The 22,315-nt window shown below is 66.5% G+C and carries 27 protein-coding genes; 18 read left to right on the top strand and 9 right to left on the bottom strand.

Translation table 11 applies throughout. The features are described 5' to 3' along the window. Window positions 1-3: 3 nt before the first annotated feature. Both ftsY and ACIP5T_RS03625 read left to right on the top strand, forming a co-directional pair. Window positions 4-876: a signal recognition particle-docking protein FtsY gene (gene ftsY, locus ACIP5T_RS03630; RefSeq protein ID WP_400785749.1), complete on the top strand. Its 873-nt coding sequence runs from the start codon at window positions 4-6 to the stop codon at window positions 874-876. 44 nt (window positions 877-920) lie between these two features. Then, window positions 921-1,421 (top strand): DUF2004 domain-containing protein, encoded by a 501-nt coding sequence (locus ACIP5T_RS03625; protein WP_053095921.1) that lies wholly within the window; start codon window positions 921-923, stop codon window positions 1,419-1,421. A gap of 21 nt (window positions 1,422-1,442) precedes the next feature. Here the strand turns inward: ACIP5T_RS03625 and lipA are convergent, their stop codons facing one another. Together lipA and lipB are read right to left on the bottom strand one after the other, a co-directional pair. Continuing rightward, window positions 1,443-2,432, bottom strand: a complete 990-nt coding sequence (gene lipA, locus ACIP5T_RS03620) for a lipoyl synthase (RefSeq protein WP_400860652.1) — start codon at window positions 2,430-2,432, stop codon at window positions 1,443-1,445. Then, complete coding sequence (gene lipB / locus ACIP5T_RS03615; RefSeq protein ID WP_400860651.1) at window positions 2,429-3,082, bottom strand: lipoyl(octanoyl) transferase LipB; 654 nt, start codon at window positions 3,080-3,082, stop codon at window positions 2,429-2,431. The genes lipA and lipB overlap by 4 nt, the downstream gene beginning before the upstream one ends. 95 nt (window positions 3,083-3,177) lie before the next feature. Between lipB and ACIP5T_RS03610 the strand changes: the two genes are divergently transcribed. The 4 genes from ACIP5T_RS03610 (at window position 3,178) to ffh (ending at window position 6,548) form a co-directional block, all read left to right on the top strand. Further along, complete coding sequence (locus ACIP5T_RS03610) at window positions 3,178-3,774, top strand: TetR/AcrR family transcriptional regulator (RefSeq protein WP_400860649.1); 597 nt, start codon at window positions 3,178-3,180, stop codon at window positions 3,772-3,774. Between the two features lie 71 nt (window positions 3,775-3,845). After that, window positions 3,846-4,463 carry a hypothetical protein gene (locus ACIP5T_RS03605; protein WP_400860647.1) on the top strand — a complete coding sequence of 206 codons (618 nt, stop codon included), beginning with the start codon at window positions 3,846-3,848 and terminating at the stop codon, window positions 4,461-4,463. Beyond that, window positions 4,460-4,981 carry an RNA polymerase sigma factor gene (locus ACIP5T_RS03600; RefSeq protein WP_400860646.1) on the top strand — a complete coding sequence of 174 codons (522 nt, stop codon included), beginning with the start codon at window positions 4,460-4,462 and terminating at the stop codon, window positions 4,979-4,981. Before ACIP5T_RS03605 ends, ACIP5T_RS03600 begins: the two co-directional genes overlap by 4 nt. Window positions 4,982-4,994: 13 nt before the next feature. Beyond that, window positions 4,995-6,548 (top strand): signal recognition particle protein, encoded by a 1,554-nt coding sequence (gene ffh, locus ACIP5T_RS03595; protein WP_400860645.1) that lies wholly within the window; start codon window positions 4,995-4,997, stop codon window positions 6,546-6,548. Window positions 6,549-6,554: 6 nt separating this feature from the next. On the opposite strand, the gene ACIP5T_RS03590 is transcribed toward ffh, so the two are convergent. Beyond that, a complete protein-coding gene (locus ACIP5T_RS03590; protein WP_400860643.1) occupies window positions 6,555-7,466 on the bottom strand; it encodes an EamA family transporter in 912 nt (303 codons plus the stop codon). A gap of 79 nt (window positions 7,467-7,545) precedes the next feature. On the opposite strand from ACIP5T_RS03590, the gene ACIP5T_RS03585 reads away from it, so the two are divergent. Beyond that, window positions 7,546-8,481, top strand: a complete 936-nt coding sequence (locus ACIP5T_RS03585) for a LysR family transcriptional regulator (protein ID WP_400860642.1) — start codon at window positions 7,546-7,548, stop codon at window positions 8,479-8,481. Between the two features lie 2 nt (window positions 8,482-8,483). Here ACIP5T_RS03585 and glpK read toward each other — a convergent pair whose 3' ends face one another. The 3 genes from glpK to ACIP5T_RS03570 form a co-directional block, all read right to left on the bottom strand. Continuing rightward, window positions 8,484-9,998, bottom strand: a complete 1,515-nt coding sequence (gene glpK / locus ACIP5T_RS03580; RefSeq protein ID WP_400860640.1) for a glycerol kinase GlpK — start codon at window positions 9,996-9,998, stop codon at window positions 8,484-8,486. Window positions 9,999-10,027: 29 nt separating this feature from the next. Then, window positions 10,028-10,780, bottom strand: a complete 753-nt coding sequence (locus ACIP5T_RS03575; protein WP_400860638.1) for an MIP/aquaporin family protein — start codon at window positions 10,778-10,780, stop codon at window positions 10,028-10,030. Window positions 10,781-10,872: 92 nt separating this feature from the next. Then, window positions 10,873-12,582 carry an FAD-dependent oxidoreductase gene (locus tag ACIP5T_RS03570; RefSeq protein WP_400860636.1) on the bottom strand — a complete coding sequence of 570 codons (1,710 nt, stop codon included), beginning with the start codon at window positions 12,580-12,582 and terminating at the stop codon, window positions 10,873-10,875. A gap of 100 nt (window positions 12,583-12,682) precedes the next feature. Between ACIP5T_RS03570 and ACIP5T_RS03565 the strand changes: the two genes are divergently transcribed. Beyond that, window positions 12,683-13,654 (top strand): sugar-binding transcriptional regulator, encoded by a 972-nt coding sequence (locus ACIP5T_RS03565; RefSeq protein WP_400860634.1) that lies wholly within the window; start codon window positions 12,683-12,685, stop codon window positions 13,652-13,654. Between the two features lie 3 nt (window positions 13,655-13,657). Here ACIP5T_RS03565 and ACIP5T_RS03560 read toward each other — a convergent pair whose 3' ends face one another. Beyond that, window positions 13,658-14,809 (bottom strand): glutamate--cysteine ligase, encoded by a 1,152-nt coding sequence (locus ACIP5T_RS03560; RefSeq protein ID WP_400860633.1) that lies wholly within the window; start codon window positions 14,807-14,809, stop codon window positions 13,658-13,660. Between the two features lie 209 nt (window positions 14,810-15,018). Here ACIP5T_RS03560 and rpsP point away from each other — a divergent pair, with 209 nt between their 5' ends. The 4 genes from rpsP to trmD are packed head-to-tail and all read left to right on the top strand — an operon-like array spanning window position 15,019 to window position 17,024. Continuing rightward, the gene (gene rpsP / locus ACIP5T_RS03555) at window positions 15,019-15,453 is read left to right on the top strand and encodes a 30S ribosomal protein S16 (protein ID WP_400860631.1); all 435 of its coding nucleotides are present in this window, start codon (window positions 15,019-15,021) and stop codon (window positions 15,451-15,453) included. Between the two features lie 6 nt (window positions 15,454-15,459). Next, complete coding sequence (locus ACIP5T_RS03550) at window positions 15,460-15,690, top strand: RNA-binding protein (RefSeq protein WP_042541671.1); 231 nt, start codon at window positions 15,460-15,462, stop codon at window positions 15,688-15,690. Continuing rightward, window positions 15,683-16,294, top strand: coding sequence for a ribosome maturation factor RimM (gene rimM, locus ACIP5T_RS03545; RefSeq protein ID WP_400860629.1), 612 nt, complete (start codon window positions 15,683-15,685; stop codon window positions 16,292-16,294). The genes ACIP5T_RS03550 and rimM overlap by 8 nt, the downstream gene beginning before the upstream one ends. 19 nt (window positions 16,295-16,313) lie before the next feature. Continuing rightward, on the top strand, window positions 16,314-17,024 hold the full coding sequence (trmD, locus tag ACIP5T_RS03540) for a tRNA (guanosine(37)-N1)-methyltransferase TrmD (protein ID WP_400860627.1): 711 nt from the start codon (window positions 16,314-16,316) through the stop codon (window positions 17,022-17,024). On the opposite strand, the gene ACIP5T_RS03535 is transcribed toward trmD, so the two are convergent. Continuing rightward, a complete protein-coding gene (locus ACIP5T_RS03535) occupies window positions 17,021-17,593 on the bottom strand; it encodes a histidine phosphatase family protein (protein WP_400860626.1) in 573 nt (190 codons plus the stop codon). The genes trmD and ACIP5T_RS03535 overlap by 4 nt on opposite strands. 90 nt (window positions 17,594-17,683) lie before the next feature. Here ACIP5T_RS03535 and ACIP5T_RS03530 point away from each other — a divergent pair, with 90 nt between their 5' ends. Then, window positions 17,684-18,421 (top strand): class I SAM-dependent methyltransferase, encoded by a 738-nt coding sequence (locus ACIP5T_RS03530; protein ID WP_400860624.1) that lies wholly within the window; start codon window positions 17,684-17,686, stop codon window positions 18,419-18,421. 24 nt (window positions 18,422-18,445) lie between these two features. Here ACIP5T_RS03530 and map read toward each other — a convergent pair whose 3' ends face one another. Continuing rightward, entirely contained in the window at window positions 18,446-19,228 is a 783-nt protein-coding gene (gene map, locus ACIP5T_RS03525) for a type I methionyl aminopeptidase (protein WP_400860623.1), read from the bottom strand. A 121-nt stretch (window positions 19,229-19,349) separates the two neighbouring features. Here map and ACIP5T_RS03520 point away from each other — a divergent pair, with 121 nt between their 5' ends. The 5 genes from ACIP5T_RS03520 (at window position 19,350) to ACIP5T_RS03500 (ending at window position 22,249) form a co-directional block, all read left to right on the top strand. Next, the gene (locus ACIP5T_RS03520; protein WP_400860622.1) at window positions 19,350-19,838 is read left to right on the top strand and encodes an MFS transporter permease; all 489 of its coding nucleotides are present in this window, start codon (window positions 19,350-19,352) and stop codon (window positions 19,836-19,838) included. Between the two features lie 179 nt (window positions 19,839-20,017). After that, window positions 20,018-20,365, top strand: coding sequence for a 50S ribosomal protein L19 (gene rplS, locus ACIP5T_RS03515; RefSeq protein WP_042542128.1), 348 nt, complete (start codon window positions 20,018-20,020; stop codon window positions 20,363-20,365). Window positions 20,366-20,484: 119 nt separating this feature from the next. Beyond that, window positions 20,485-21,219 (top strand): signal peptidase I, encoded by a 735-nt coding sequence (gene lepB / locus ACIP5T_RS03510; RefSeq protein ID WP_400860620.1) that lies wholly within the window; start codon window positions 20,485-20,487, stop codon window positions 21,217-21,219. Further along, on the top strand, window positions 21,216-21,875 hold the full coding sequence (locus ACIP5T_RS03505; RefSeq protein WP_400860618.1) for a ribonuclease HII: 660 nt from the start codon (window positions 21,216-21,218) through the stop codon (window positions 21,873-21,875). The genes lepB and ACIP5T_RS03505 overlap by 4 nt, the downstream gene beginning before the upstream one ends. A 47-nt stretch (window positions 21,876-21,922) precedes the next feature. Beyond that, window positions 21,923-22,249: a DUF2469 family protein gene (locus tag ACIP5T_RS03500; RefSeq protein WP_042541663.1), complete on the top strand. Its 327-nt coding sequence runs from the start codon at window positions 21,923-21,925 to the stop codon at window positions 22,247-22,249. The last annotated feature ends 66 nt before the right edge of the window (window positions 22,250-22,315 follow it).

The raw sequence follows: 22,315 nt of genomic DNA, 5'->3' as shown, positions 1-22,315 counted from the left end.
GTCATGGCGGAGAAGTCGTGGTCCCTCACTCGCGCGCTGCGCGGGATGTTCGTCAAGCCCACTATCGACGAGACGACGTGGGAGGACCTCGAGACGGCCCTCATCACGGCCGACTTCGGCCCCGACATCAGCGAGCGTGTCGTCGAAGAGCTGCGCGAGAAGGTCGAGCGCTACCGCACGACCGATCCTCAGGATCTCCAGCGGATGCTGCGGGAGACGCTCGAGGAGCACTTCGCGAAGTTCGACACGACGCTGAAGCTCACCGAGCGGCCCGCGGTCGTGCTGGTCGTCGGCGTCAACGGCGTCGGCAAGACCACGACGATCGGCAAGTTCACGAAGTTCCTCCGCGGGTTCCAGCGCAGTGTGGTCGTCGGAGCAGCCGACACGTTCCGCGCGGCCGCGGTCGATCAGCTCGCCACCTGGGCTCAGCGTGGGGGAGCGGCCATCGTCCGCCCTCAGCAGGAGGGCCAGGATCCGGCGTCAGTCGCCTACCAGACCGTCGAGTTCGCTCAGCGCGAGGGGATCGAGATCGCGATCATCGACACGGCCGGCCGACTGCACACCAAGGGAGGGCTCATGGACGAGCTCTCGAAGATCCGCAGGGTGATCGAGAAGCAGGCTCCCATCAGTGAGGTCCTGCTCGTCCTCGACGCCACCACGGGTCAGAACGGCGTGATGCAGGCGGAGGCGTTCCTCGAGCATGCAGGCGTCACCGGACTCGTCCTGACCAAGCTCGACGGCTCGGCCAAGGGCGGCTTCGTCCTCGCTGTGCAGGAGCGCACCGGCATCCCCGTCAAGCTTCTCGGCCAGGGCGAGGGCATCGATGATCTGACCGGTTTCACCCCCCATGTCTTCGTCCAGTCGCTCGTCGGCTGATTACGGGACTACCGCCGCGAGCACGAGGCTGGTTTCATAGCGTTATGGCGATCGAACACGACTACTTCGGACTCCTGTCCTCAGGGCCCGACGGCTCGATCTTCTGGTCTGAGACCGTGGAGCTCGGTGACCAGAGCGTCACCGTCGATCTCACGGCTCCGGACCAGGACGATGTCTCTGCCGACGCGCTCGACATCGCCGCTTCGCTCATCGCCGGCATCGAGAACGTCGACGCCGTCTCGAGGCGGGGCATGCTCGCAGAGGTCGATGATCGCACCAGCGAGGTCACCGAGTACATCCTGCAGCAGCAGGAGGCCTACGGAGACGAACTCGAGGATGTCCTCGTCGACGTCAGCGGCGATGCCGCCGTCGACATCATCCGCTCCCTGCGACTCATGAGCATGACGATCCTCGCCGACGAACACGGTGGGTCCGAGCCTTTCGCCGTGCTGGAGTACGCGCTCGACGCCACCACCACTGACGACGTCCTGCTGGTGAATCTCGGCTCGGACGGCAGCGTGCAGTCGGTGATGAGCGCCGACTGACGCTCACCACCTCGGCTTCGGTCAGACCGCCTGAGCGAAGCCGAGATCCGCGCTCTCGGCGATGTGGGCCAGGTGCGGGGGGATCTCGCGTCCCTTCGACGCCATGGACTGCGCCCACAGGCGACCCGCTCGGTAGGACGAACGCACCAGAGGTCCGGCGAGCACGCCGAGGAAGCCGATCCGCTCCGCCTCCTCCTTGAACTCGACGAACTCCGCGGGCTTGACCCATCGGGCGACGGGGAGATGGCGAGGGGAGGGGCGCAGATACTGCGTGATGGTGATGATGTCGCATCCGGCATCGTGCAGGTCGTTCAGTGCCTGCACGACCTCCTCGGGCTCCTCGCCCATTCCCAGGATCAGGTTCGACTTGGTGATGAGACCGGCGTCCCGCGCCTGGGTGATCACGTCGAGCGAGCGCTCGTACCGGAATGCCGGACGGATGCGCTTGAAGATGCGAGGCACGGTCTCGACGTTGTGCGCGAAGACCTCGGGGCGGGCATCGAAGATCTGGCCGAGGAACGCGGGATCGGCGTTGTGTTCGTTGGCGAGCAGCTCGACGCCGGTGTTCGGGTTGAGCTCGTGGATCTTCCGCACGGTCTCCGCGTTCAGCCAGGCGCCGGTGTCGGGCAGATCGTCGCGTGCGACGCTGGTGACGGTCGCGTAGCGGAGGTTCATCCGCACGACGCTCTCGGCGACACGGCGTGGCTCGTCCGTGTCGTAGGCATCGGGCTTGCCCGTGTCGATCTGGCAGAAGTCGCACCGGCGCGTGCACTGCGATCCGCCGATGAGGAAGGTCGCCTCTCTGTCCTCCCAGCACTCGAAGATGTTGGGGCAGCCGGCTTCCTGGCAGACGGTGTGGAGGTCTTCGCTCTTGACCAGCGAGTGGAGCGCCGTGTACTCGGGCCCCATCTTCGCCTTCGTCTTTATCCATTCCGGTTTGCGTTCGATGGGAGTCTCGGCGTTGCGGATCTCGAGGCGGAGGAGCTTGCGTCCTTCGGGTGCGGCGGTCATGCGTATGCTCCTGCGTGGTCGGCTGTCATGTATTCAGCAAGGAAGGCTGCAGTGACCGAGTCGGCTATGTCGACGGGGGAGACGTCCGCCCCGATGACCTCGCTCACCGTGGTGACTCCGGCGTCGGTGATCCCGCAGGGGATGATGCCGCCGAACCCGGCGAGACTGTTGTCGCAGTTGATCGCGAAGCCGTGCATCGTCACGCCCTGCTGCACGCGCACGCCGATCGCCGCGACCTTGTCCTCGGACAGAGGACGGCGTACCCACACCCCGCTGCGCCCCTCCACCTGGTATCCGTCCACGCCGAGTGGCCGGAGCACGTCGATCAGGATGCGCTCGAGGCGACGCACGTGCGCGACGACGTCCATCGGCTCGGGCAGCCGGACGATCGGGTAGCCCACCAGCTGCCCCGGTCCGTGCCAGGTGATCTTGCCGCCGCGGTCGACGTCGATCACGGGTGTCCCGTCGGTCGGGCGCTCCTGCGGCTCGGTGCGCTTGCCGGCGGTGTACACCGCCTCGTGCTCGAGAAGGATGAGCGTGTCAGGGCGAGTGCCGTCGACGACGTCGGCGTGGGTGCGGCGCTGCAGATCCCAGCCGTCGGTGTAGGGGATGCAGTGCGGGGCGAACCCCGGGGTGAGGATGTCGAGCATGTGCGGTCGCTCTCGGTCAATTGATGGATTGCGTCTAAGAATACTCCTCCGTGCTGCCGAAGGCGCGTGGCGGCGACGCGCGGTAGCGTGTTGACATGAGCAGCACGAGCAGAGCGGGGCGGCCGAAGGCGTCTTCGCGCGAGACCCTCGCCGAAGCTGCCTGCGAGCTGTTCCTGGAGCGGGGATACGACGCGACCTCTGTCGCCGACATCACCCAGAGGGCAGGTGTGAGCCGCTCGAGCTTCTTCAACTACTTCTCGTCGAAGAGCGACGTGCTCTGGTCCGGCCTCGACGACCGGATCGGTCGCGCAGTCGAGGACCTGGTCGCAGAACCCGAGGATCGCGACGGCACGCAGGTGAGGCGCATCCTCTCGGCTCTCGTCGCGGACTTCGCGCCAGACAGCCTCGCTCTCGCGATGACGAACTCGTCGGCCATGGGTCTCGACGACGAACTCGAACAGGATGCCGCTCTGCGCCAGGCTCGTCTCGCGGCAGCGCTGGCCGATCTCGCCCGACGCTCCGGTGTCGCCGCCCTCACGGCGGACATCGCCGCAGCGACCTGGGCTGCGGCTGTGCTCGCCGCTGTGCGCGCGTGGGCTGAGGGCGGCGCCGGCCGAGGTTCCGTGGGCGACCGGTTCGCCGACGCCGTGCTGGCGATCGGCCGACTGCCGTGGGTCGTCTCGGCGCCCTGATCTCCCGCGGACGAAATCGCGCGAGCCGGACAGGTCAGGAGTGAGACACCGTTCCCGACCGAGGAGACACCATGGCCACCGACCCGCTCGACGAGATGCTCGATCTTTCCGCGCCTCCCCACTCGAAGCCGGAACCCGCGGACATCCGGGCCGTGATCCTCGCAGCGCGCGCCGAGACTCGATCGCCTCGTCGGGGTCGTCGGAGAACCGTGCTGAGCGCTGCGCTGGCTCTCTTCCTCATCGGCGGCACGGGTGTGGCGGTGGCGTCGTCCGATTGGCTCTGGAGCCCTGGTCTCGAGGATCCGGATCGGATCTACAGCTACACCTCGCCGACCTGGGGGCAGTGCGAGCTGAGGTTCAGCGCGCTCGACACACACGACCTGTTCATCGACGCCGAGGTCAATCGAATCATCGATGACTGGTTCGCGACCACCGATGTCGAGGCGGCGGCAGCCCCTCTCGTGCCGGGGATCCTGGCCGAGCTGGAGGAGGATCGGGCGGCGGACACGCAGGCCGAGCCCGACCCCCGGCAGGCCGACCTCGATGCCTGGACTGCGCACGGAGTGGCTGTCGACGAACTCGTGCACGAGGAGCTCGCCGAGAACGGCTTCCCCAGCGAGACGCTCGGGGGAGCCGAGTCCCACAGTCAGGTGCACTGCGACGACGAGGACTGGGGGGACGGGGAATGAGTCGAGATGCAGACCTGACCCGGGCGCTGGAGGTGAGCGCTGCCGACCTGCTCGCCTACCTCTCGCGTCGGGTCGGCCCCGACGACGCACCGGACCTCCTCGGCGAGACCATGGTCATCGCGTGGCGTCGGTCATCCGATCTTCCCGACGAACCGGAACGCGCTCGGATGTGGCTCTTCGGCGTCGCCCGAGGCACGCTCGCGAACCACGAGAGGGGCCAGCGGAGGCGCTGGGCGCTCGCGGATCGGCTGCGGATGCAGGGGCGGGAGAGGCACAGCTCGCCTGCTGCCGACGAGGGACTCGAGGTGCGGGACGCCATCGCGCGGCTCGATCCCGATCTCGCGGAGATCGTCCGGCTCGTGCACTGGGATCGGCTGCCGCTCGTGCACGCGGCGGAGCTTCTCGGCATCCCTTCGTCGACCGCGCGCGGGCGTTATGCCCGCGCCCGAGAACTGCTCAGGGCCGAGCTCGCGGTCGGTGCCGCTCCGAGCGCGGAGAATGGTGCCGGATTCGCGTAAACTCGGTCTCACCATGGCTACCTTTGGCACGCTCTCCGATCGGCTCACCGAGACCTTCCGCAACCTTCGCACGAAGGGAAAGCTCACTGCGGCCGACGTCGACGGCACCGTGCGCGAGATCCGTCGTGCACTGCTCGACGCCGACGTCGCGCTGACCGTCGTGAAGGAGTTCACCGCGAAGGTCCGCGAGCGAGCGCTCGGCGACGAGGTCAGCAAGGCGCTGAACCCCGCGCAGCAGGTCGTGCAGATCGTCAACGAAGAGCTCGTGCAGATCCTCGGCGGAGAGCAGCGTCGTCTGCAGTTCGCCAAGACCGCGCCGACCGTCATCATGCTCGCGGGGCTCCAGGGCTCCGGCAAGACGACCTTCGCCGGCAAACTGGCGAAGCAGCTCGAGGGCGAGGGGCACACGCCCCTTCTCGTCGCGGCCGACCTGCAGCGTCCGAATGCCGTCAACCAGCTCCAGGTCGTGGCCGAGCAGGCCGGCGCGACGGTCTACGCCCCGGAGCCCGGAAACGGCGTGGGCGACCCGGTCAAGGTGTCGCGCGACGGCGTGGAGCATGCGCGCCGCCACCAGCATGACGTCGTCATCATCGACACCGCGGGTCGCCTCGGTGTCGACGCGGAACTCATGAAGCAGGCGTCCGACATCCGCAAGGCGACCGACCCCGACGAGGTGCTCTTCGTGATCGACGCCATGATCGGTCAGGACGCGGTGAACACTGCTCGCGCGTTCCAGGAAGGCGTCGATTTCACAGGCGTCGTCCTCTCGAAGCTCGACGGCGACGCCCGCGGTGGTGCAGCGCTCTCCGTCGCATCCGTGACCGGTCGCCCGATCATCTTCGCCTCGACCGGTGAGCGCCTCGAAGACCTCGAGCCCTTCCACCCCGATCGCATGGCCAGCCGGATCCTCGATCTCGGCGACATCCTCACCCTCATCGAGCAGGCTCAGCAGGCCTTCGACGAGGAAGAGGCCGTCAAGATGGCCGAGAAGCTCGCGACCGAGCAGTTCACCCTCGAAGACTTCCTCGACCAGCTTCAGCAGATGAAGAAGATGGGCTCGATGAAGAAGATGCTGGGGATGCTTCCCGGCATGGGCCAGATGAAGCAGCAGCTCGAGGACTTCGACGAGCGCGAGATCGACCGCACCGAGGCGATCATCCGTTCGATGACACCGGGCGAGCGTCGCAACCCCAAGGTGCTCAACGGTTCGCGTCGTCTGCGCATCGCGCGTGGTTCGGGAATGACCGTCACGGACGTCAACCAGCTCGTGCAGCGCTTCGATCAGGCAGCCAAGATGATGAAGACCGTCGCCCGCGGCGGCACCCCGAACATCCCCGGAATGGGCTCCATGCCCGGTATGGGCAAGCCGGGTGCGTCGTCGAAGCGCGGCAAGAAGGGCAAGTCCTCGGGCGGATCCCGCTCGGGCAACCCCGCGAAGCGTGCTGCGGAGAATGCGGGTCTCACCTCGGCCTCCACGCCGACAGGCTCGGGTTTCGGTCTCGGTGGCGCCAAGGCGCCGAGCGAAGCAGATCTCGCAGAGATCCAGAAGCTCTTCGGCAAGAGCTGACGTTCTTCACGGGCGGGTCGCCGTGAGAGTCTCCTCGGTCGACGGTGTGAAGCCCCTTCGTGGCCTCCACAGCGCTGCAAGCTGTCCGGTGACGAGCGCGCCCAGCACGAGGGACATTCCGACGGCCTGAACCGGCGTGAACGTCTCTCCGGCGAGGAGCGTGCCCAGTATCGTCGCAATGACGGGGGAGAGCAGAGCGAGCAGTCCGGGGGCTATGACGGGCAGCTCCTGGATGCCGCGGAACCAGAGCGTGTACGCGATCAGACCGCCGACGGTACCCAGCCAGAGGTAGCCGAGCACTGCACGGCCGTCGATCGACGGAGGGAGCCCCTCGAACGCGAGCGCGAGAGGCAGCAGGAACAACCCGCCCGCCGTCAGCTGCCAGCCCGCGTATGCGACCGGCCCGACGCCGGACGGGCGGCCCCAGCGCTTGGTGAGGATCATCCCGAGAGCGGTCGCGCTGACGCCCCCGACCGCCGCGATGATCCCTGCGATGTCGAGCTCCGCGGCCGGCCCCAGAACCACGAGAGCGACACCGGCGGCACCGACCGCGGCTGCGGTAGCAGTGAGAGGGCGGATCCTGTCGCGGAGTACCAGTGCGCCCAAGCCCAGGACGATCAGCGGCTGCACTCCGGCGACGGCCGCGGCGACGCCGCCCGGCAATCGCTCGGCGGCCAGGAACAGCAGCGGGAAGAAGGCGCCGATGTTGAGGATGCCGAGAGCCAGCGACTTCAGCCACCAACCGTGCGGAGGCAGAGTGCGGCCTATCGCGAGCGCCACGAGACCCGCGGGCAGCGACCGGAGAAGGCCGGCCAGCAGCGGATGATCGGCGGGTAGCAGCTCGGTCGTCACGATGTAGGTCGTGCCCCAGGAGAGAGGCGCCAGCGAGGTGAGAAGCAACATGGTGAGCCGGTTCATGTGTGTCAGCCTGATCCAAGCGCAGCCATGAGTCCAACGCATGTTTGGCATGTAACTCATGAACATGGATCATGTAAGCATGGACCTGCAGCAGCTGAGATACGTCGTCGAGGTGGCGTCGTCGTCGAGTTTCACCCGCGCGGCGGAACGCTGCTTCGTCACTCAATCAGCGCTCAGTCATCAGATCGCCGCGCTGGAACGTGAACTCGGGCAGCGCCTGTTCGTGCGCTCGAGCCGCAGCGTGAGGACGACGGAGGCGGGGGACGCATTCGTCGCTCACGCGAGAATCGCGGTCGCTGCAGCGGATCACGCACGCGAAGCCGCAGCGCAGGCCGCTGGGCGAGTGGTCGGCACCCTTCGTCTCGGGGTGATCCCGACCGTCACCGCGGTCTCTGTTCCGCACGTGATAGCCCGATTCAGAAGGGCGCACCCCGAGGCGCGGGTGCACCTCATCATGGGCAACAGCGATGCCCTGGTCGCCGGCGTCCGTCGAGGGGAGCTCGACGTCGCACTGCTCGGTCTGCGCGACGAGGTAAGCCCCAGCGGTGTCGCGTCGAGAGAGCTCGCGCGCGAGAGCCTGGTCGCCGCCGTACCTTCGACTCATCGATTCGCGCGCCGCACAGATCTCTCGCTGGAAGAGCTCGCCGGAGAGGTCTTCGCGGACTTCCCTGCGGGCACGTCGGGGCGCGCGCAGAGTGACGCGGCGTTCGCGTCGTCCGGCGTGCCACGCGATGTGTCGTTCGAAGCGGACTCCGCGGAGCTCATTCTCGGACTCGTGTCGGCCGGGCTCGCGATCACACTGTTGGCGCCGGGTGTCATCGCCGCCACATCGTCCGACGCAGTCGCTGCGGAGATCATCGGCGGACCGGTGCGCGTCGAACATGTCGCCTGGGACGCGAAAGCACCGCGGGCCGTCGCCACTGCGTTTCTCGATGTCATCGCTTCGGTGACATCCGGGGGAGAAGACGAAACGGGCCCGGAGGAATCCTCCGGGCCCGCCTCCTCAGGATCCTGAGGTCACTTCACGTCCTCGTCGACCCAGTCCATCGACTTGCTGACGGCCTTGCGCCACAGGCGCAGCTGGCGGTCGCGCTCGCCGTCTTCCATCGACGGCTCCCAGCGACGGTCTTCCTGCCAGTTTGCGGAGAGGTCGTCGAGACCGTTCCAGAAGCCGACGGCCAGACCGGCGGCGTACGCGGCACCCAGCGCGGTGGTCTCGGCGACGACCGGGCGCACGACGGGCACGCCGAGCACGTCGGCCTGGAACTGCATGAGCGCATCGTTCGCGACCATGCCCCCATCGACCTTGAGTTCGGTGAGGTCGACACCGGCATCCGCGTTGACCGCGTCGAGAACGTCGCGGGTCTGGAATGCGACGGCTTCGAGCGCTGCGCGGGCGATGTGGTTCTTGTTCGCGTAGCGGGTGAGGCCGACGATCGCACCGCGGGCGTCCGGACGCCAGTACGGCGCGAACAGACCGGAGAACGCGGGGACGATGTACACGCCGCCGTTGTCGTCGACCTGCTTGGCGAGCTCTTCGACCTCGGGGGCCGAGCCGATGATCCCGAGCTGGTCACGGAGCCACTGGATCAGCGATCCGGTGACGGCGATCGAGCCCTCGAGAGCGTAGTGGGTCGGTCCGTCGCCGAGCTTGTAGCCGACGGTGGTGAGCAGTCCGTTCTTCGAGTGGACGATCTCCTCGCCCGTGTTGAAGATGAGGAAGCATCCGGTGCCGTAGGTGTTCTTGCTCTCGCCCTGGTTGAACGCGGCCTGGCCGAACGTAGCGGCCTGCTGGTCGCCCAGGATGCCGGAGATCGGCGTCTCGCGCAGCAGCGACGAGTCCTCGGCCGCACCGTAGACCTCGGAGGAGGAGCGGATCTCCGGCATCATCGAGCGCGGCACGCCGAACGCCTCGAGGATGTCGTCGCGCCACTCGAGCGTCTCGAGATCCATGAACATCGTGCGGGAGGCGTTGGTGACATCGGTGACATGCACACCGCCGTCGACGCCGCCCGTGAGGTTCCACAGCACCCAGCTGTCGGTCGTGCCGAAGACGAGGTCGCCCGCCTCGGCCTTCTCGCGCGCACCGTCGACGTTCTCGAGGATCCAGGCGATCTTGGTGCCCGAGAAGTAGGTGGCGAGAGGCAGGCCCACGACGGGCTTGAACCGCTCGACGCCACCGTCGGCCGCGAGACGGTCGACGATCTCCTGCGTGCGGGTGTCCTGCCAGACGATCGCGTTGTAGACGGCCTTTCCGGTCGTCTTGTCCCAGACCACTGCGGTCTCACGCTGGTTGGTGATTCCCACGGCGGCGATGTCGTGACGTGTCAGGTCGCCGCGGCTCAGCGCGAGGCCGATGACCTCCTGCACGTTGCGCCAGATCTCGGCAGGGTCGTGCTCGACCCAGCCGGCCTTGGGGAGGATCTGCTCGTGCTCCTTCTGACCGGTCGCGACGATGCTGCCCTTCTTGTCGAAGATGATCGCGCGGCTGGAGGTGGTGCCCTGATCGATGGCGATGATGTAGTCGGCCATTGTGTTCTCCTTTGAAGTCAGGTTCGGGTTCAGGCGAGGTTGAGCAGAACGGGCGCTGCGACGGCAGCGAGGACGCCACCGATCAGCGGACCGACGACCGGGACCCACGAGTACGACCAGTCGCTCGAGCCCTTGCCCTTGATCGGCAGGATCGCGTGGGCTATACGAGGTCCGAGGTCACGTGCAGGGTTGATCGCGTAACCGGTGGGGCCACCGAGCGACGCACCGATGGCGACCACGACGAGTGCGACCGGAAGGGCGCTGAGCGGGCCGAGGCCGCCGGGGACGCCGATCTCGATGTCGCCGTAGTCAGCGAACGCGAAGATCGCGAACACCAGGACGAACGTGCCGATGACCTCGGTGACGAGGTTCCATCCGTAGGAGCGGATGGCGGGGCCGGTCGAGAAGACGCCGAGCTTGTTGGCCGGGTCGGGCTCCTCGTCGAAGTGCTGCTTGTAAGCGAGCCAGGTGAGGATCGCACCGACGATCGCACCGAGAAGCTCGGCTCCGGTCGCCACCGCGAACTGCGAGAAGTCGATCTTGCCCGCGACGAGAAGGCCGATGCCGACCGCCGGGTTGAGGATGGCGCCGGAGTACGCCGAGACGAGGACACCCACGAAGACCGCGAGGCCCCATCCCCAGTTGACCATCAGGAAGCCGCCGCCGAAGCCCTTGTTCTTGGCAAGAGCGACGTTGGCGACGACACCGCATCCGAGGAGGATCAGCATCGCGGTGCCGACGAACTCCGAGAGGAAGTAGAGACCGAGATTCACTTCAGTCATGTCTTCATTGACCTTTCTTGAGTGCCAGAGCCCCATAGCTCTGGCACTTGTTGGGATTTACGCCGCGTGGAGGGCGGCGTTCGGATCTCTCGTCAGCCGCGTGCGCGGGACGAGATCTGGAGTCCATGTCGATCGTTCAGCATCGTACGCGTCTGGTCGAGCTCGGCATCCTGACGTGCACGGTCCCAGTGGAGCAGAGGAGCCAGGGCTGCGGCAAGCTCTTCGAGCACATCCGCATCGGCGTGGCCGGTGAATGCGATGCTGGTGCGTCGCATCACGACGTCCTGCAGGCGCGCCACCATCTCGTTCTCCACCATCCAGGCGAGCTCACGAGTGGAGAGGTCATCGCCGGCGAGAGGAGCGTCGTCACCCTGCTCGATGAACTCCCAGACCTGTGCCGCACGTGTTCCGTACCGGGCGAGGAGGCGCTCGGCGCGGTCACCGGCGCCCGGCAGGTTCTCCTGGATCCAGATGCGACGGGCCTTCTCGGTGCGCGGGAAGTCGCGACCTCCGCCGATGGCTCGTCCGGCGGTCGAGACCGTGCGAGTGCGGCCGATGAGATCGAGCACCACGTCGGACAGAGACTCGCCGAGTGCACGGAACGTCGTCCACTTGCCGCCGACGAGGCTCACCAGAGGAGCAGCGCCCTTCTCGTCCACCTCGATGCGGTAGTCACGGGACACGAACCCCGGTGCGGTGTCCTCGTGGCGAGGAAGCGGACGGATGCCCGAGAAGTTGAAGACGATCTGCTCGCGTGTCACGTCGATCTTCGGGAACACGTGGTGGATGAGGTCGAAGAAGTAGTCGATCTCCTCCTCCGTGCACACCGCCGGCTCGCGCGGATCCGCGTCGATGTCGGTCGTTCCGACGAGCACGCGGCCCTTGAGCGGGTAGATCAGCACGATGCGCCCGTCGGAGTGCTCGAAGAAGATCTCGCGTCCACGCGTCGCCTCGAGCAGCTCCGGGTGATCGAGAACGATGTGAGACCCCTTGGTCCCTCCCATGAAGCGCGTTTCGTTGCCGAGCGCGTCATTGGTGAGATCCGTCCAGGGCCCGGAGGCGTTCACGACCACGTCTGCCGTGACGGAGAACTCCGTGCCGCTCTCGCGATCGCGGAGGACGACCTTCTCTCCGTCGCGGGCGATCGCCTCGATGTAGTTCAGTGCCACGGCGCCCGGATGCGCGGCGCGACCGTCCTGAAGGACGTCGAGCGCCAGACGCTCCGGATCGTGCATGGAGGCGTCGTAGTAGGTCGCCGTGTACTTGATGTTCGGGTCGAGCGAGGGCAGCTCGGCGAGCGAGCGCTTGCGGCCCAGGAAACGGTGACGAGGGACCATGCCCCCGTCGCGCGAGAACGTGTCGTAGATCGTGAGCCCGACCTTGATGAGGAACGCGCCGCGCTCCTGCGGCTTGCCGCTCTTGTGCGTGAGGAAACGCAGGGGAGCGGAGAGGATCCCCGAGAAGGTGGAGTAGATCGGGATCGTGGTCTCGAGCGGCTTCACATAGTGAGGCGCGATCTTGAGCAGACCGTTCCGTTCCTCGACGGACTCGCGGACGAGCCGGAACTCGCCGTTCTCGAGGTAGCGGATGCCGCCGTGGATCATGTGGCTCGAGGCCGCGGAGGCCCCGGAGGCGAAGTCTCCCCGTTCGACGAGCAGGACGTCGACGCCCTGAAGTGCGAGGTCACGGAAAGCGGAGATCCCGTTGATCCCGGCTCCGATGACAAGGACGCTCGTGCGTCCGGACTCACGGACGGCGCGGACTTCGGCGCGTTCCGGTGATGAGTGTGTCGACTCGATCATCTTCGACCCTTCTCTGTGCGTGTTCCCAGCTTCGACCCGATCGACCACCATGCGCAAGCCCGCTGCACATATGTGCAAAGATCGACGCGAGGAGGTCGTCATGGGCCAGTCGGACGCGGGATCACGCGATTCAAAGCTGATCGCCGCGCTCACCGCCGCGCAGCTCTACTACATGCAGGACAAGACCATGGAGGTGATCGCGAAGGAGCTGAAGACTTCGCGATCGTCGGTCTCCCGTCTTCTGAGCTTCGCGCGCGAGAGCGGACTCGTCGACATCCGCATCAACTCTCCTCTGGAGCGTCTGGGGATGCTGGAGCAGCGCATCAGAGACAGACACCGACTGGTCGCGCACGTCGTACCCATCCCCGAGATCGTCAGCGAGGTCGAGCGCCTCGAGCGTGTGGCTCTGACAGCGGGGCGGCTGCTGTCGCAGTTCGTCGACTCCAACATGATCGTCGGCGTCGCGTGGGGATCGACGATCAGTGCAGTGAGCCGGGGGCTCACTCAGAAGGAGACGCACAACACGACGTTCGTGCAGTTGAACGGTGCGGGAAACACGCAGACGAGTGGCGTCGAGTATTCGAGCGACATCCTGCAGCGATTCGGCAGCGCGTTCGGCGCGCAAGTGCAGCAGTTTCCCGTGCCGGCATTCTTCGACGACCCTTCGACGCGCGAGGCGATGTGGCGCGAGCGAAGCACGCGGCGAGTGCTCGATCTGCAGTCGAAGATGGACATCGCGGTCTTCAGCCTCGGCTCTCCCGCTGCGGAGGTGCCCAGCCGTGTCTACGTCGGGGGCTACCTCGGGCGCGATGACTATCGGAGCCTCCGCGAGGACCACGCGATCGGCGACGTGGCAACGGTCTTCTTCCGCGCCGACGGATCATGGAGGGACATCCGTGTGAACGCTCGCGCTACCGGCCCTGGCCTCGACAGACTGCGGCGGGTGCCGAGGAGGGTCTGCGTCGTATCGGGAGTGCCCAAACTCGCAAGCCTCCGCGCGGCGATCGCCGCCGACCTCATCACGGACGTGGTTCTCGACGAAGGGCTGGCGCGCCGACTCGTGGAGGACTGACCCTTACGGCTCGTCGGTCGAAGATTCGGGGCCTGAGCGGAACTCCCGGATCAGGTGCTGCACGACCGCCCCCAGGTCACCACCTGTCGCGTTGGCGATCGTCAGCTGCCGTTCGTAGCTCGCGCCGCTCTCGAGTATCGTCTCGATGCTGCCGAATTCGCGCACGCAGCCGAGTTCGACTGCGACCGGTGCGAGCTCTTCGAGCACCTCGGACAGATGCTCCCGCACGGGGCGCTGGGTTCCCGCCGAGTCCACGATCACTCGGGCGTCCAGACCGTAGCGCGCCGCGCGCCACTTGTTCTCGCGGTGATACCACGCCGGCATATGTGCGAGAGTGCGGCCCTCGTCGAGCTGCCGCGATAGATGCTCCACCAGAACCTGCACGAGGGCGGCCACCGCTGCCAGCTCCGGCAGTGTGGAGAGTCCGTCGCAGGCCCGGACCTCGATCGTTCCCCACCGCGGGGCCGGCCGGATGTCCCAGCGCACCTCGGTGGCATCCGCCATCACGCCGGTGCGCACCATGTCGTCGAGATAGGCCTCGTAGTCCGACCAGTCGTTCAGCGGCCAGGGGAGTCCGGCAGTGGGCAGCTGCTGGAAGACGAGGGCGCGGTTGGATGCGTACCCCGTGCGTTCACCCGCCCAGAACGGACTCGACGCTGAGAGGGCCTGCAGGTGCGGGAGGTATGCCGCGAGGGCATTGATGATGGGGATGACCTTGCGCTGGTCCTCCACGCCGATGTGGACGTGGATTCCCCAGATCATCATGTTGCGCCCCCACCACTGGGTGCGCTCGATCAGGGTGTGATACCGGGTCTTGTCCGTCACTTCCTGCTGGTACCACTGCGCGAACGGATGACTGCCTGCAGAGAGCAGTTCGACACCGGCCGGATCCGTCGCCGAGCGCACGGCCGCTATCGCGTTGGCGATGTCATCGACCGCATGCGCCACCGAATCGCCGATGCCGCTCGTGACCTCGATGGTGTTGGTGAGCAGTTCACCCGTCACGGTATGACGTTCGTCGGCGCTCTCGTGCTCGAGCGCCGACAGCAGCTCGGGGGCGCGGCCGACGAGATCACCGCTCACCGGATCGGCGAGCATGATCTCCCATTCGAGGCCTACGGTGGACCGGGCCGATGACGCGAAATCGAGCTTCACGACCACAGTCTGACATGCGGTGTCGGCGACACGGCAACCGCCGTGTCGCCCCGTTTCGCTCCTTGGCCGCGGATCTGGCAGAATAGAAGGTCGGACGACGTGCTCGACCCTCTATCCAGCACTCGTCCTCCCTATTTGAGCTTCCGCCGGGTGTGCACCCCACTCTCCAGGCGATCGGTTCGTCAACTTCCACACAATTCAGGAGAATCGTGGCTGTCAAGATTCGTCTCAAGCGCCTGGGCAAGATCCGTGCGCCGTACTACCGCATCGTCGTCGCCGACTCGAAGACCAAGCGCGATGGTCGCGTGATCGAAGAGATCGGCAAGTACCACCCCACCGAGGAGCCCTCGTTCATCGAGATCGACTCCGACCGTGCGCAGTACTGGCTGTCCGTCGGCGCTCAGCCGACCGAGCAGGTCGCAGCGCTGCTCAAGATCACGGGCGACTGGGGCAAGTTCAAGGGCGACAAGGACGCGAAGTCCACGCTCAAGGTCAAGGAGCCCAAGGTTCCGTTCGAGATCGACGCTTCCAAGAAGTCCGTCGTGAAGCCCAAGGTCGAGAAGAAGGCAGAGGCTCCCGCTGAGGAGGCTCCCGCCAAGGCCGACGCGGAGGCCGCTGAGGCTCCCGCCGCCGACTCCGAGTAATCCGTCGTGCTCGCCGCCGCGCTCGAACACATCGTCAAGGGGATCGTCGATCACCCTGAGGATGTCCGCATCAACGCTTCCACCTCGCCGAGAGGCGATCTCCTCGAGGTGCGCGTGCACCCCGACGACCGTGGACGTGTGATCGGGCGCGGCGGCCGCACCGCGAAGGCACTGCGTACGCTCATCTCCGCTCTAGCGGACGGGCGTCGTGTCCGTGTCGATGTCGCGGATGACTGACGTGGTGTCGACAGACCGCAACCAGGGCAAGAACCAGCTGCGCGTCGGGCGCCTCGTCAAGGCCCATGGCCTCAAGGGTGCTCTCAAGCTGGAGCTCTACACCGACAATCCCGAGCGGCGTTTCACGACCGGCGCCGAGTTCACGTTGCAGGTGCCGGAGGCATCTCCGTGGCACGGGAAGACGGTCGTCGTGCGCGAGTATCGCGTCATGAACGGCAACCCCGTCGTCTTCTTCAAGGACGTCGACGACCGTGAAGGCGCTGAGACCCTCGTCCGAGCGATCCTGTGGATCGATCAGGACAACGACGAGGTCGAAGACAACGCGTGGTTCGATCACCAGCTCACTGGTCTCGACGTCGTCCGCGACGGAGTCGTGGTCGGCAAGGTCGTTCGAATCGAGCACTTCCCGGCACAGGATCTGCTCATCGTCAGGTCAGGCGACCAGGACATCATGGTGCCTTTCGTCGAAGCGATCGTTCCGACGGTCGACGTCAGCGCCGGACGCGTCATCGTCACGCCGCCCGCCGGGCTCTTCGAAGAGCTTCCCGACGCTTCCGAAGCGACGGAGGCGGCGGAGTCCTCGGACGCCGACGCCACCGAGTGACCACGGGTAGGGTCTGCCCGTGCGCATCGACGTCCTCTCCATCTTCCCGTCCTACTTCGACGGTCTGACGCTCTCCCTGCTCGGGAAGGCGCAGAGCGCCGGCATCCTCGACCTGCGCGTCCGAGATCTGCGGGACTGGACCTCTGACCGCCACCGCACCGTGGACGACACCCCGTACGGCGGCGGAGCGGGAATGGTGATGAAGCCCGAGCCCTGGGGGCTCGCGCTCGATGAACTGGCTTCGACGGCTCCTTCCGCCGACGGCCGGCCGCCGACGATCATCTTCCCCTCGCCCGCGGGCGAGGTGTTCACCCAGGCCACGGCACGCGATCTCAGCACTCGCGAGCACGTGATCTTCGGATGCGGTCGCTATGAGGGCATCGATGAGCGGGTGTTCGAATACGCGGCGTCGCTCGGCGAAGTGCGACTCATCAGCCTCGGCGACTACGTCCTCAACGGTGGAGAAGTCGCGACCATGGCGATGATCGAGGCGATCGGTCGCCTGATCCCCGGCGTCGTGGGAAATCCGGCGAGCCTGGTCGAGGAGTCCCACGAAGACGGGCTCCTGGAGTATCCGTCGTACACGAAGCCGTCAGTGTGGCGAGACCGGGCCGTGCCCGAGGTGCTGTTGAGCGGCAATCATGCCGTGATCGCCGCGTGGCGTCGCGATCAGCAGATCGAGCGCACGCGCCGCCGCCGCCCGGATCTGCTGCCGGACGATCAGCGCTAGAGCATACGTTCGGTCCCTCGATCGATCTCGAACACCACATCCTGCGGGTGTCTCAGCGACAACGCGGAGACGCCGTCCAGCCCCCGGAGGTCTGCGCGGAGCAGCCGGCCGAACATCTCGTGACTGACCAGCAGAGGGAGACCCCTCGAAGCCCAGCCGCACGATGAAAGCGCCCTGCGGGCCCGTCCTCTGGCCTGGGCATAGCTCTCGCCGCCCGGAAAAGCCCAGCCGTACCTGTTAGCAGCCCTGTCCTCGCGCGCCGTGGGGAATCGCTGATCGATCTCATCCCAGGTCAGTCCTGCCATCTCGCCATGATCGAGATCGGCGAGCTCCGGCACCTCGATGAGTTCTGCGTCGATCCGGTCCGCGATGATCACCGCCGTTTGTCGTGCGCGGCCGAGCGGGCTCGAGCAGACGGTCGTGATCCCACGATCGGCCACGCGCTCGGCAACGCTCTGCGCCTGTCTGACGCCGTCTTCGGTCAGGGGTGAGTCGAGCTGTCCTTGCAGCCGGCGCTCGAGATTCCATCGGGTCTGTCCGTGCCGAACCAGGAACAGATGATCAGGCACATGACGATCCTCCGGAATCATGCACTCAGGATGGCACAGCCTCACCGTCCCGGGCCGGGTCATCCCGCCGTCGTCTGATAGCGTCACGGCATGGTCGACGACGTGCTGGCGAGATCCTTCACCCTCACCGGCGCGGACTACGACCGCTACCGCCCAGGTTTCCCGCCAGCTGCAGCCGACGTCGTGATGCCCCACGCGGTGCGCACAGTCCTCGATCTCGGCGCCGGCAGCGGCAAGTTCACCGAACTGCTCGTGGGACGAGCACAGCGGGTCATCGCCGTCGAGCCGTCGGAGCCGATGCTCGCGATCCTGCGATCGAAGCTGCCGGGGGTCGAGGCGCATGCTGGCAGCGCCGAGCGCATACCGGTGGGGTCCGGCGCCGCAGACGTCGTCACGGTCGCGCAGGCCTTCCACTGGTTCGATCGGGATGCCGCGTGCTCGGAGATCGCGCGAGTGCTCGCTCCGTCGGGAGCGCTCGGACTCCTCTGGAATCGCTTCGATCCGTCGTGTGCGTGGGATCGAGCTGCTCACCGGATCGCGCACCCTGCGCTCGGGGACTCAGACGCGACCACGAGCGCAGCGGCGGATGAGCTTCCCGGCTTCGACTTCGTGCGTCGTGAGCAGCTTCACTCGACGGAGCGGATTCGACGGGACGCGTACCTCCGTCGCTGGTCGACCGTGAGCACGTTCCTCGTCGCCGACGAGGTCGCGCGCGCCCAGATGTTCGACGCCATCGAGGCGATACTGGATTCAGACCCCGAGACACGGGGCCATGACGAGTACGACCTGCCGATCGTCACGGATGTGTTCGTCTATCGCCGCGCATGAAGTCGCCGAGCAGAGCGGTGAGTGTCAGCGGACGCCGAGGAACGATCTGTCGGTGAGGATGACCGGACCATCGGCGGTCACTGCGACGGTGTGCTCCGAATGAGCGCCCCTCGATCCGTCGACGCTCCGGAGGGTCCAGCCGTCCGGGTCGGTGACGAGTTCGTCGGTGGTCTCGAGCAGCCACGGCTCGAGGGCGAACACCAGGCCCTCGCGCAGCGGGAATCCGCGCCCGGCCCGACCGTCGTTGGGAACGTGGGGGTCGCCGTGCATGATGCGCCCCACACCGTGCCCGCCGAAATCGGTGTTGATCGAGTAGCCCTCGCCGTGCGACACCGCAGCGATGGCCGCCGAGATGTCGCCGATCCGGTTGCCGACGACCGCAGCGCCGATCGCCGCGTCGAGCGCGCGCTCCGTCGTGTCGATGATGCGAAGGTCTTCCTCGCGCGGACTGCCCACGACGAACGAGAGGGCAGAGTCCGCCACCCAGCCGTCGACAGACACCGCGAAGTCCAGCGAGACCAGGTCGCCGTCGCGAAGCGCGTAGTCATGGGGGAGTCCGTGGAGCACCGCGTCGTTGATCGACGTGCAGATCACCTTGCCGAACGGGCTGGCGCCGAAGGACGGGTGGTAGTCGATGTAGCACGACTCCGCTCCAGCCTTGCGGATCAGATCGTGCGCGCGACGATCGATCGACAGCAGATTCGTGCCGACCTTCGTCTCGTCGCGCAGGGTTGCCAGTGTCTCAGCCACGAAGCGACCGGCGGCGCGCATCTCGTCGATCTCGGCAGGGGTGCGCAGTTCGATCATCGGGTGTCCTCTCGTCCCCTCCATTCTCCCCGATCTCCCGGACGCAGGCGTGCGCGCGGAGATCGCGCGCTCACAGCGAACACCGGGACGATGCCGAGCTCCTCGTCGTACCATTTGTGACATGTGGTTGCGTCAGGCGTTCTTCCGGTGGCTGATTCCGGCCGCGTTCCTGCTGCCGCTCTGGCTGCTGGTCGGGTGGGGCGTGTTCCAGGGCGGATGGGCGATCCTGTGGGTGCTGTTCATCGCTGTGCCGTCGGTCTTCGTCGGTCAGCTCCTTCTCACCCTCCTGACCCGATCCCGTCCGTCGGTGCGGGTCGAACGAGCGGTCTCCTGGTGGGATGTGGGTGGCTTCACGCTCTGGCACGGATTGACGATCGCGGTCGGCTGTTTCATCGACGGCGCGTTCGGCTGGCTGCTCGCGGCAGCGGTGGTGGTCGGCATCGGCCTCGTCTGGCTGCAGCTCTGGCAGCTGTGGAACGAGGCGAAGGGAAGCGGAGCGCGGATACGCGAGACCATCGCCTGGTCGTCGGTGCCCGGCGTCGACGAGCCCGCGCCTCAGACCCGCGTGCACGAAGTGATCGTGGTGCGAGAGAAGGATTCTCGGGACTGACGGAATAGCACGCGGCGTTTTGGCCGTGCGCAGCATCCATGGCAGAATGAGTGTTTGTGCCGTGACCGGTTCTGCCTCAGGGGAGCCCACGGATGCTTCGGCTCCGTTCAGCACACACCTCTTCTTGTTCCTACTTACATCATGCAACCGACCTGAGGCGAGTGCAGAGAGAGACGATCATGCAGATCCTCGACGCCGTCGACGCAGCTTCGCTGCGTTCAGACGTTCCCGTCTTCAACCCCGGTGACACGGTCAACGTGCACGTGAACATCACCGAGGGCACCCGCTCGCGTATCCAGGTCTTCAAGGGCGTCGTCATCGGCCGCCAGGGCGACGGTGTGCGCGAGACCTTCACCGTTCGCAAGATCAGCTTCCAGGTGGGCGTCGAGCGTACGTTCCCGGTGCACTCCCCGGTGATCGACCACATCGAGGTCGTCACCCGCGGTGACGTGCGTCGCGCGAAGCTCTACTACCTCCGCCAGCTGCGGGGCAAGAAGGCGAAGATCAAGGAGAAGCGCGACAACTGACGCGCAGGTTCTCCACAGCACCCCGGGACACGATGTCCCGGGGTGCTGTGTTCTCCCCGGGGTGTGCGACCCTTGATGATGCCGTCTCAGTGCGGTGCGAGACTGTGAAGGAACCCCTCATGACGACTGACTCCGCCGCCGCGTCCACTCCACCGACGAAGCGGCGTCGCGGGTTCCTGGTGTTCCTGCGAGATGTCCTGGTGATCGTGGTCATCGCCGCGCTCGTCTCGTTCGTCGTGAAGACTTTCGTCGTCCGCTCCTTCTACATTCCGTCTGCCTCGATGGAACGCACCCTCATGGTCAAAGATCGCATCCTCGTCGATGAGCTGACTCCCCGGTGGACCGCCTACGAACGCGGCGACGTCGTGGTCTTCAAGGATCCGGGCGGATGGCTCGACGGTCAGCCGCAGACCCCGGCTCAGCCTCCGCTCATCGAGGCCTTCGACTGGATGCTGAACGTCATCGGCATCTCGGCCACAGACTCTCAGGATCACCTCGTCAAGCGAGTGATCGGGCTGCCCGGCGACCACGTCGTGTGCTGCAACGCGCTGGGTCAGATCACGGTCAACGGCGCGCCGATCGACGAGCTCAGCTACCTGAACCTGCCGGACGGCGACACGGCGGCGTCCAACGATCCCTTCGACGTGGTCGTCCCGGAGGGATCCCTGTGGCTGCTGGGAGACAACCGTGACCGTTCGCGGGACTCCCGAGCGCACCAGGATCTTCCGAGCGGTGGCTTCGTGCCGATCGAGAACGTCGTGGGCAAGGCGTTCTTCACCACATGGCCGTTCGACCGGATGGGCACGATCGACGGTCATCACGACAGCTTCAACGGCGTCCCGGACTCGGAATGACGGTCGTCGCTCCGAAGCTCACTCTGGAGCGCAGGCTGCTGAGCGAGTGCGATCTCATCATCTCCCTCGACGAGGTCGGACGCGGCGCGCTTGCCGGCCCCGTGGCGGTCGGAGCCGCCGTGATGGATGCAGCCGGTGCGCGCCGCCGTGTCCCGGAAGGACTGCGGGATTCGAAGCTCGTCACCGAGAGACGACGACCTGATGTCGCCGCGAGGGCCGCGGTGTGGGTGCAGGCGTCGGGAGTCGGCTGGGCGAGTGCGGCCGAAGTCGATGAGGTGGGCATCATGCGTGCCCTCGGGCTCGCGGCGTCTCGCGCCGTGCAGAGTGTTGTCGACTCGGGCGTCGTCCTCGATGGAGCGCTCGTGCTGCTCGACGGCAATCACGACTACGTGTCGCCCGTGCACCCGGTTCCCCTGCGCGTCCGGCCGGTGGTCAAGGGCGACCGTGACTGCGCGTCGGTCTCGGCGGCATCGGTGATCGCGAAGGTCGCCCGCGACACGTACATGGCCGAGCTCCACGAAGGTCACCCCGCCTATCAGTGGGACAGGAACAAGGGATATGCGAGCCTCGAGCACCGCGACGCGATCAGGAGCCTCGGGCTCTCCCCGCACCACCGGTCGTCCTGGGCGATCGCAGATGTCCCGACTCTGTTCTGAGTCTGCGTGCGGCATCGAAGTGCCGCCGACTCTAGGATGGAGGGATCATGGATGAGGAAGCCTTCGACGACTACGACCGCGAACTCGAGCTCGCGCTGTTCCGCGAATACCGCGACGTCGTCGCACAGTTCCAGTATGTGGTCGAGACCGAGCGGCGGTTCTACCTCGCCAATGAGGTGAATGTCGTACGCCGCGACACCGAGCACGACTTCTACTTCGAGATCTCGATGAGCGATGTGTGGGTGTGGGACATCTATCGCGCCGACCGCTTCGTGAAGGCTGTGCGGGTGCTGACCTTCAAGGACGTCAACGTCGAAGAGCTGCAGCGCCGCGAGTTCGAACTGCCCCAGGAGTTGTCGCTCGACGGGGAGTGACATCTTCTGCACCGCCCGGGCTTCTGACGGGTTCTCCAAGGGTCTCGGCTCGTCGACCCCCTCGGG

Origin of the sequence: Microbacterium sp. NPDC088619 (genome assembly GCF_044752825.1) — a bacterium.
In the GTDB taxonomy this organism is placed as follows: domain Bacteria; phylum Actinomycetota; class Actinomycetes; order Actinomycetales; family Microbacteriaceae; genus Microbacterium.
This window is presented reverse-complemented; position numbering and strand designations above follow the sequence as displayed.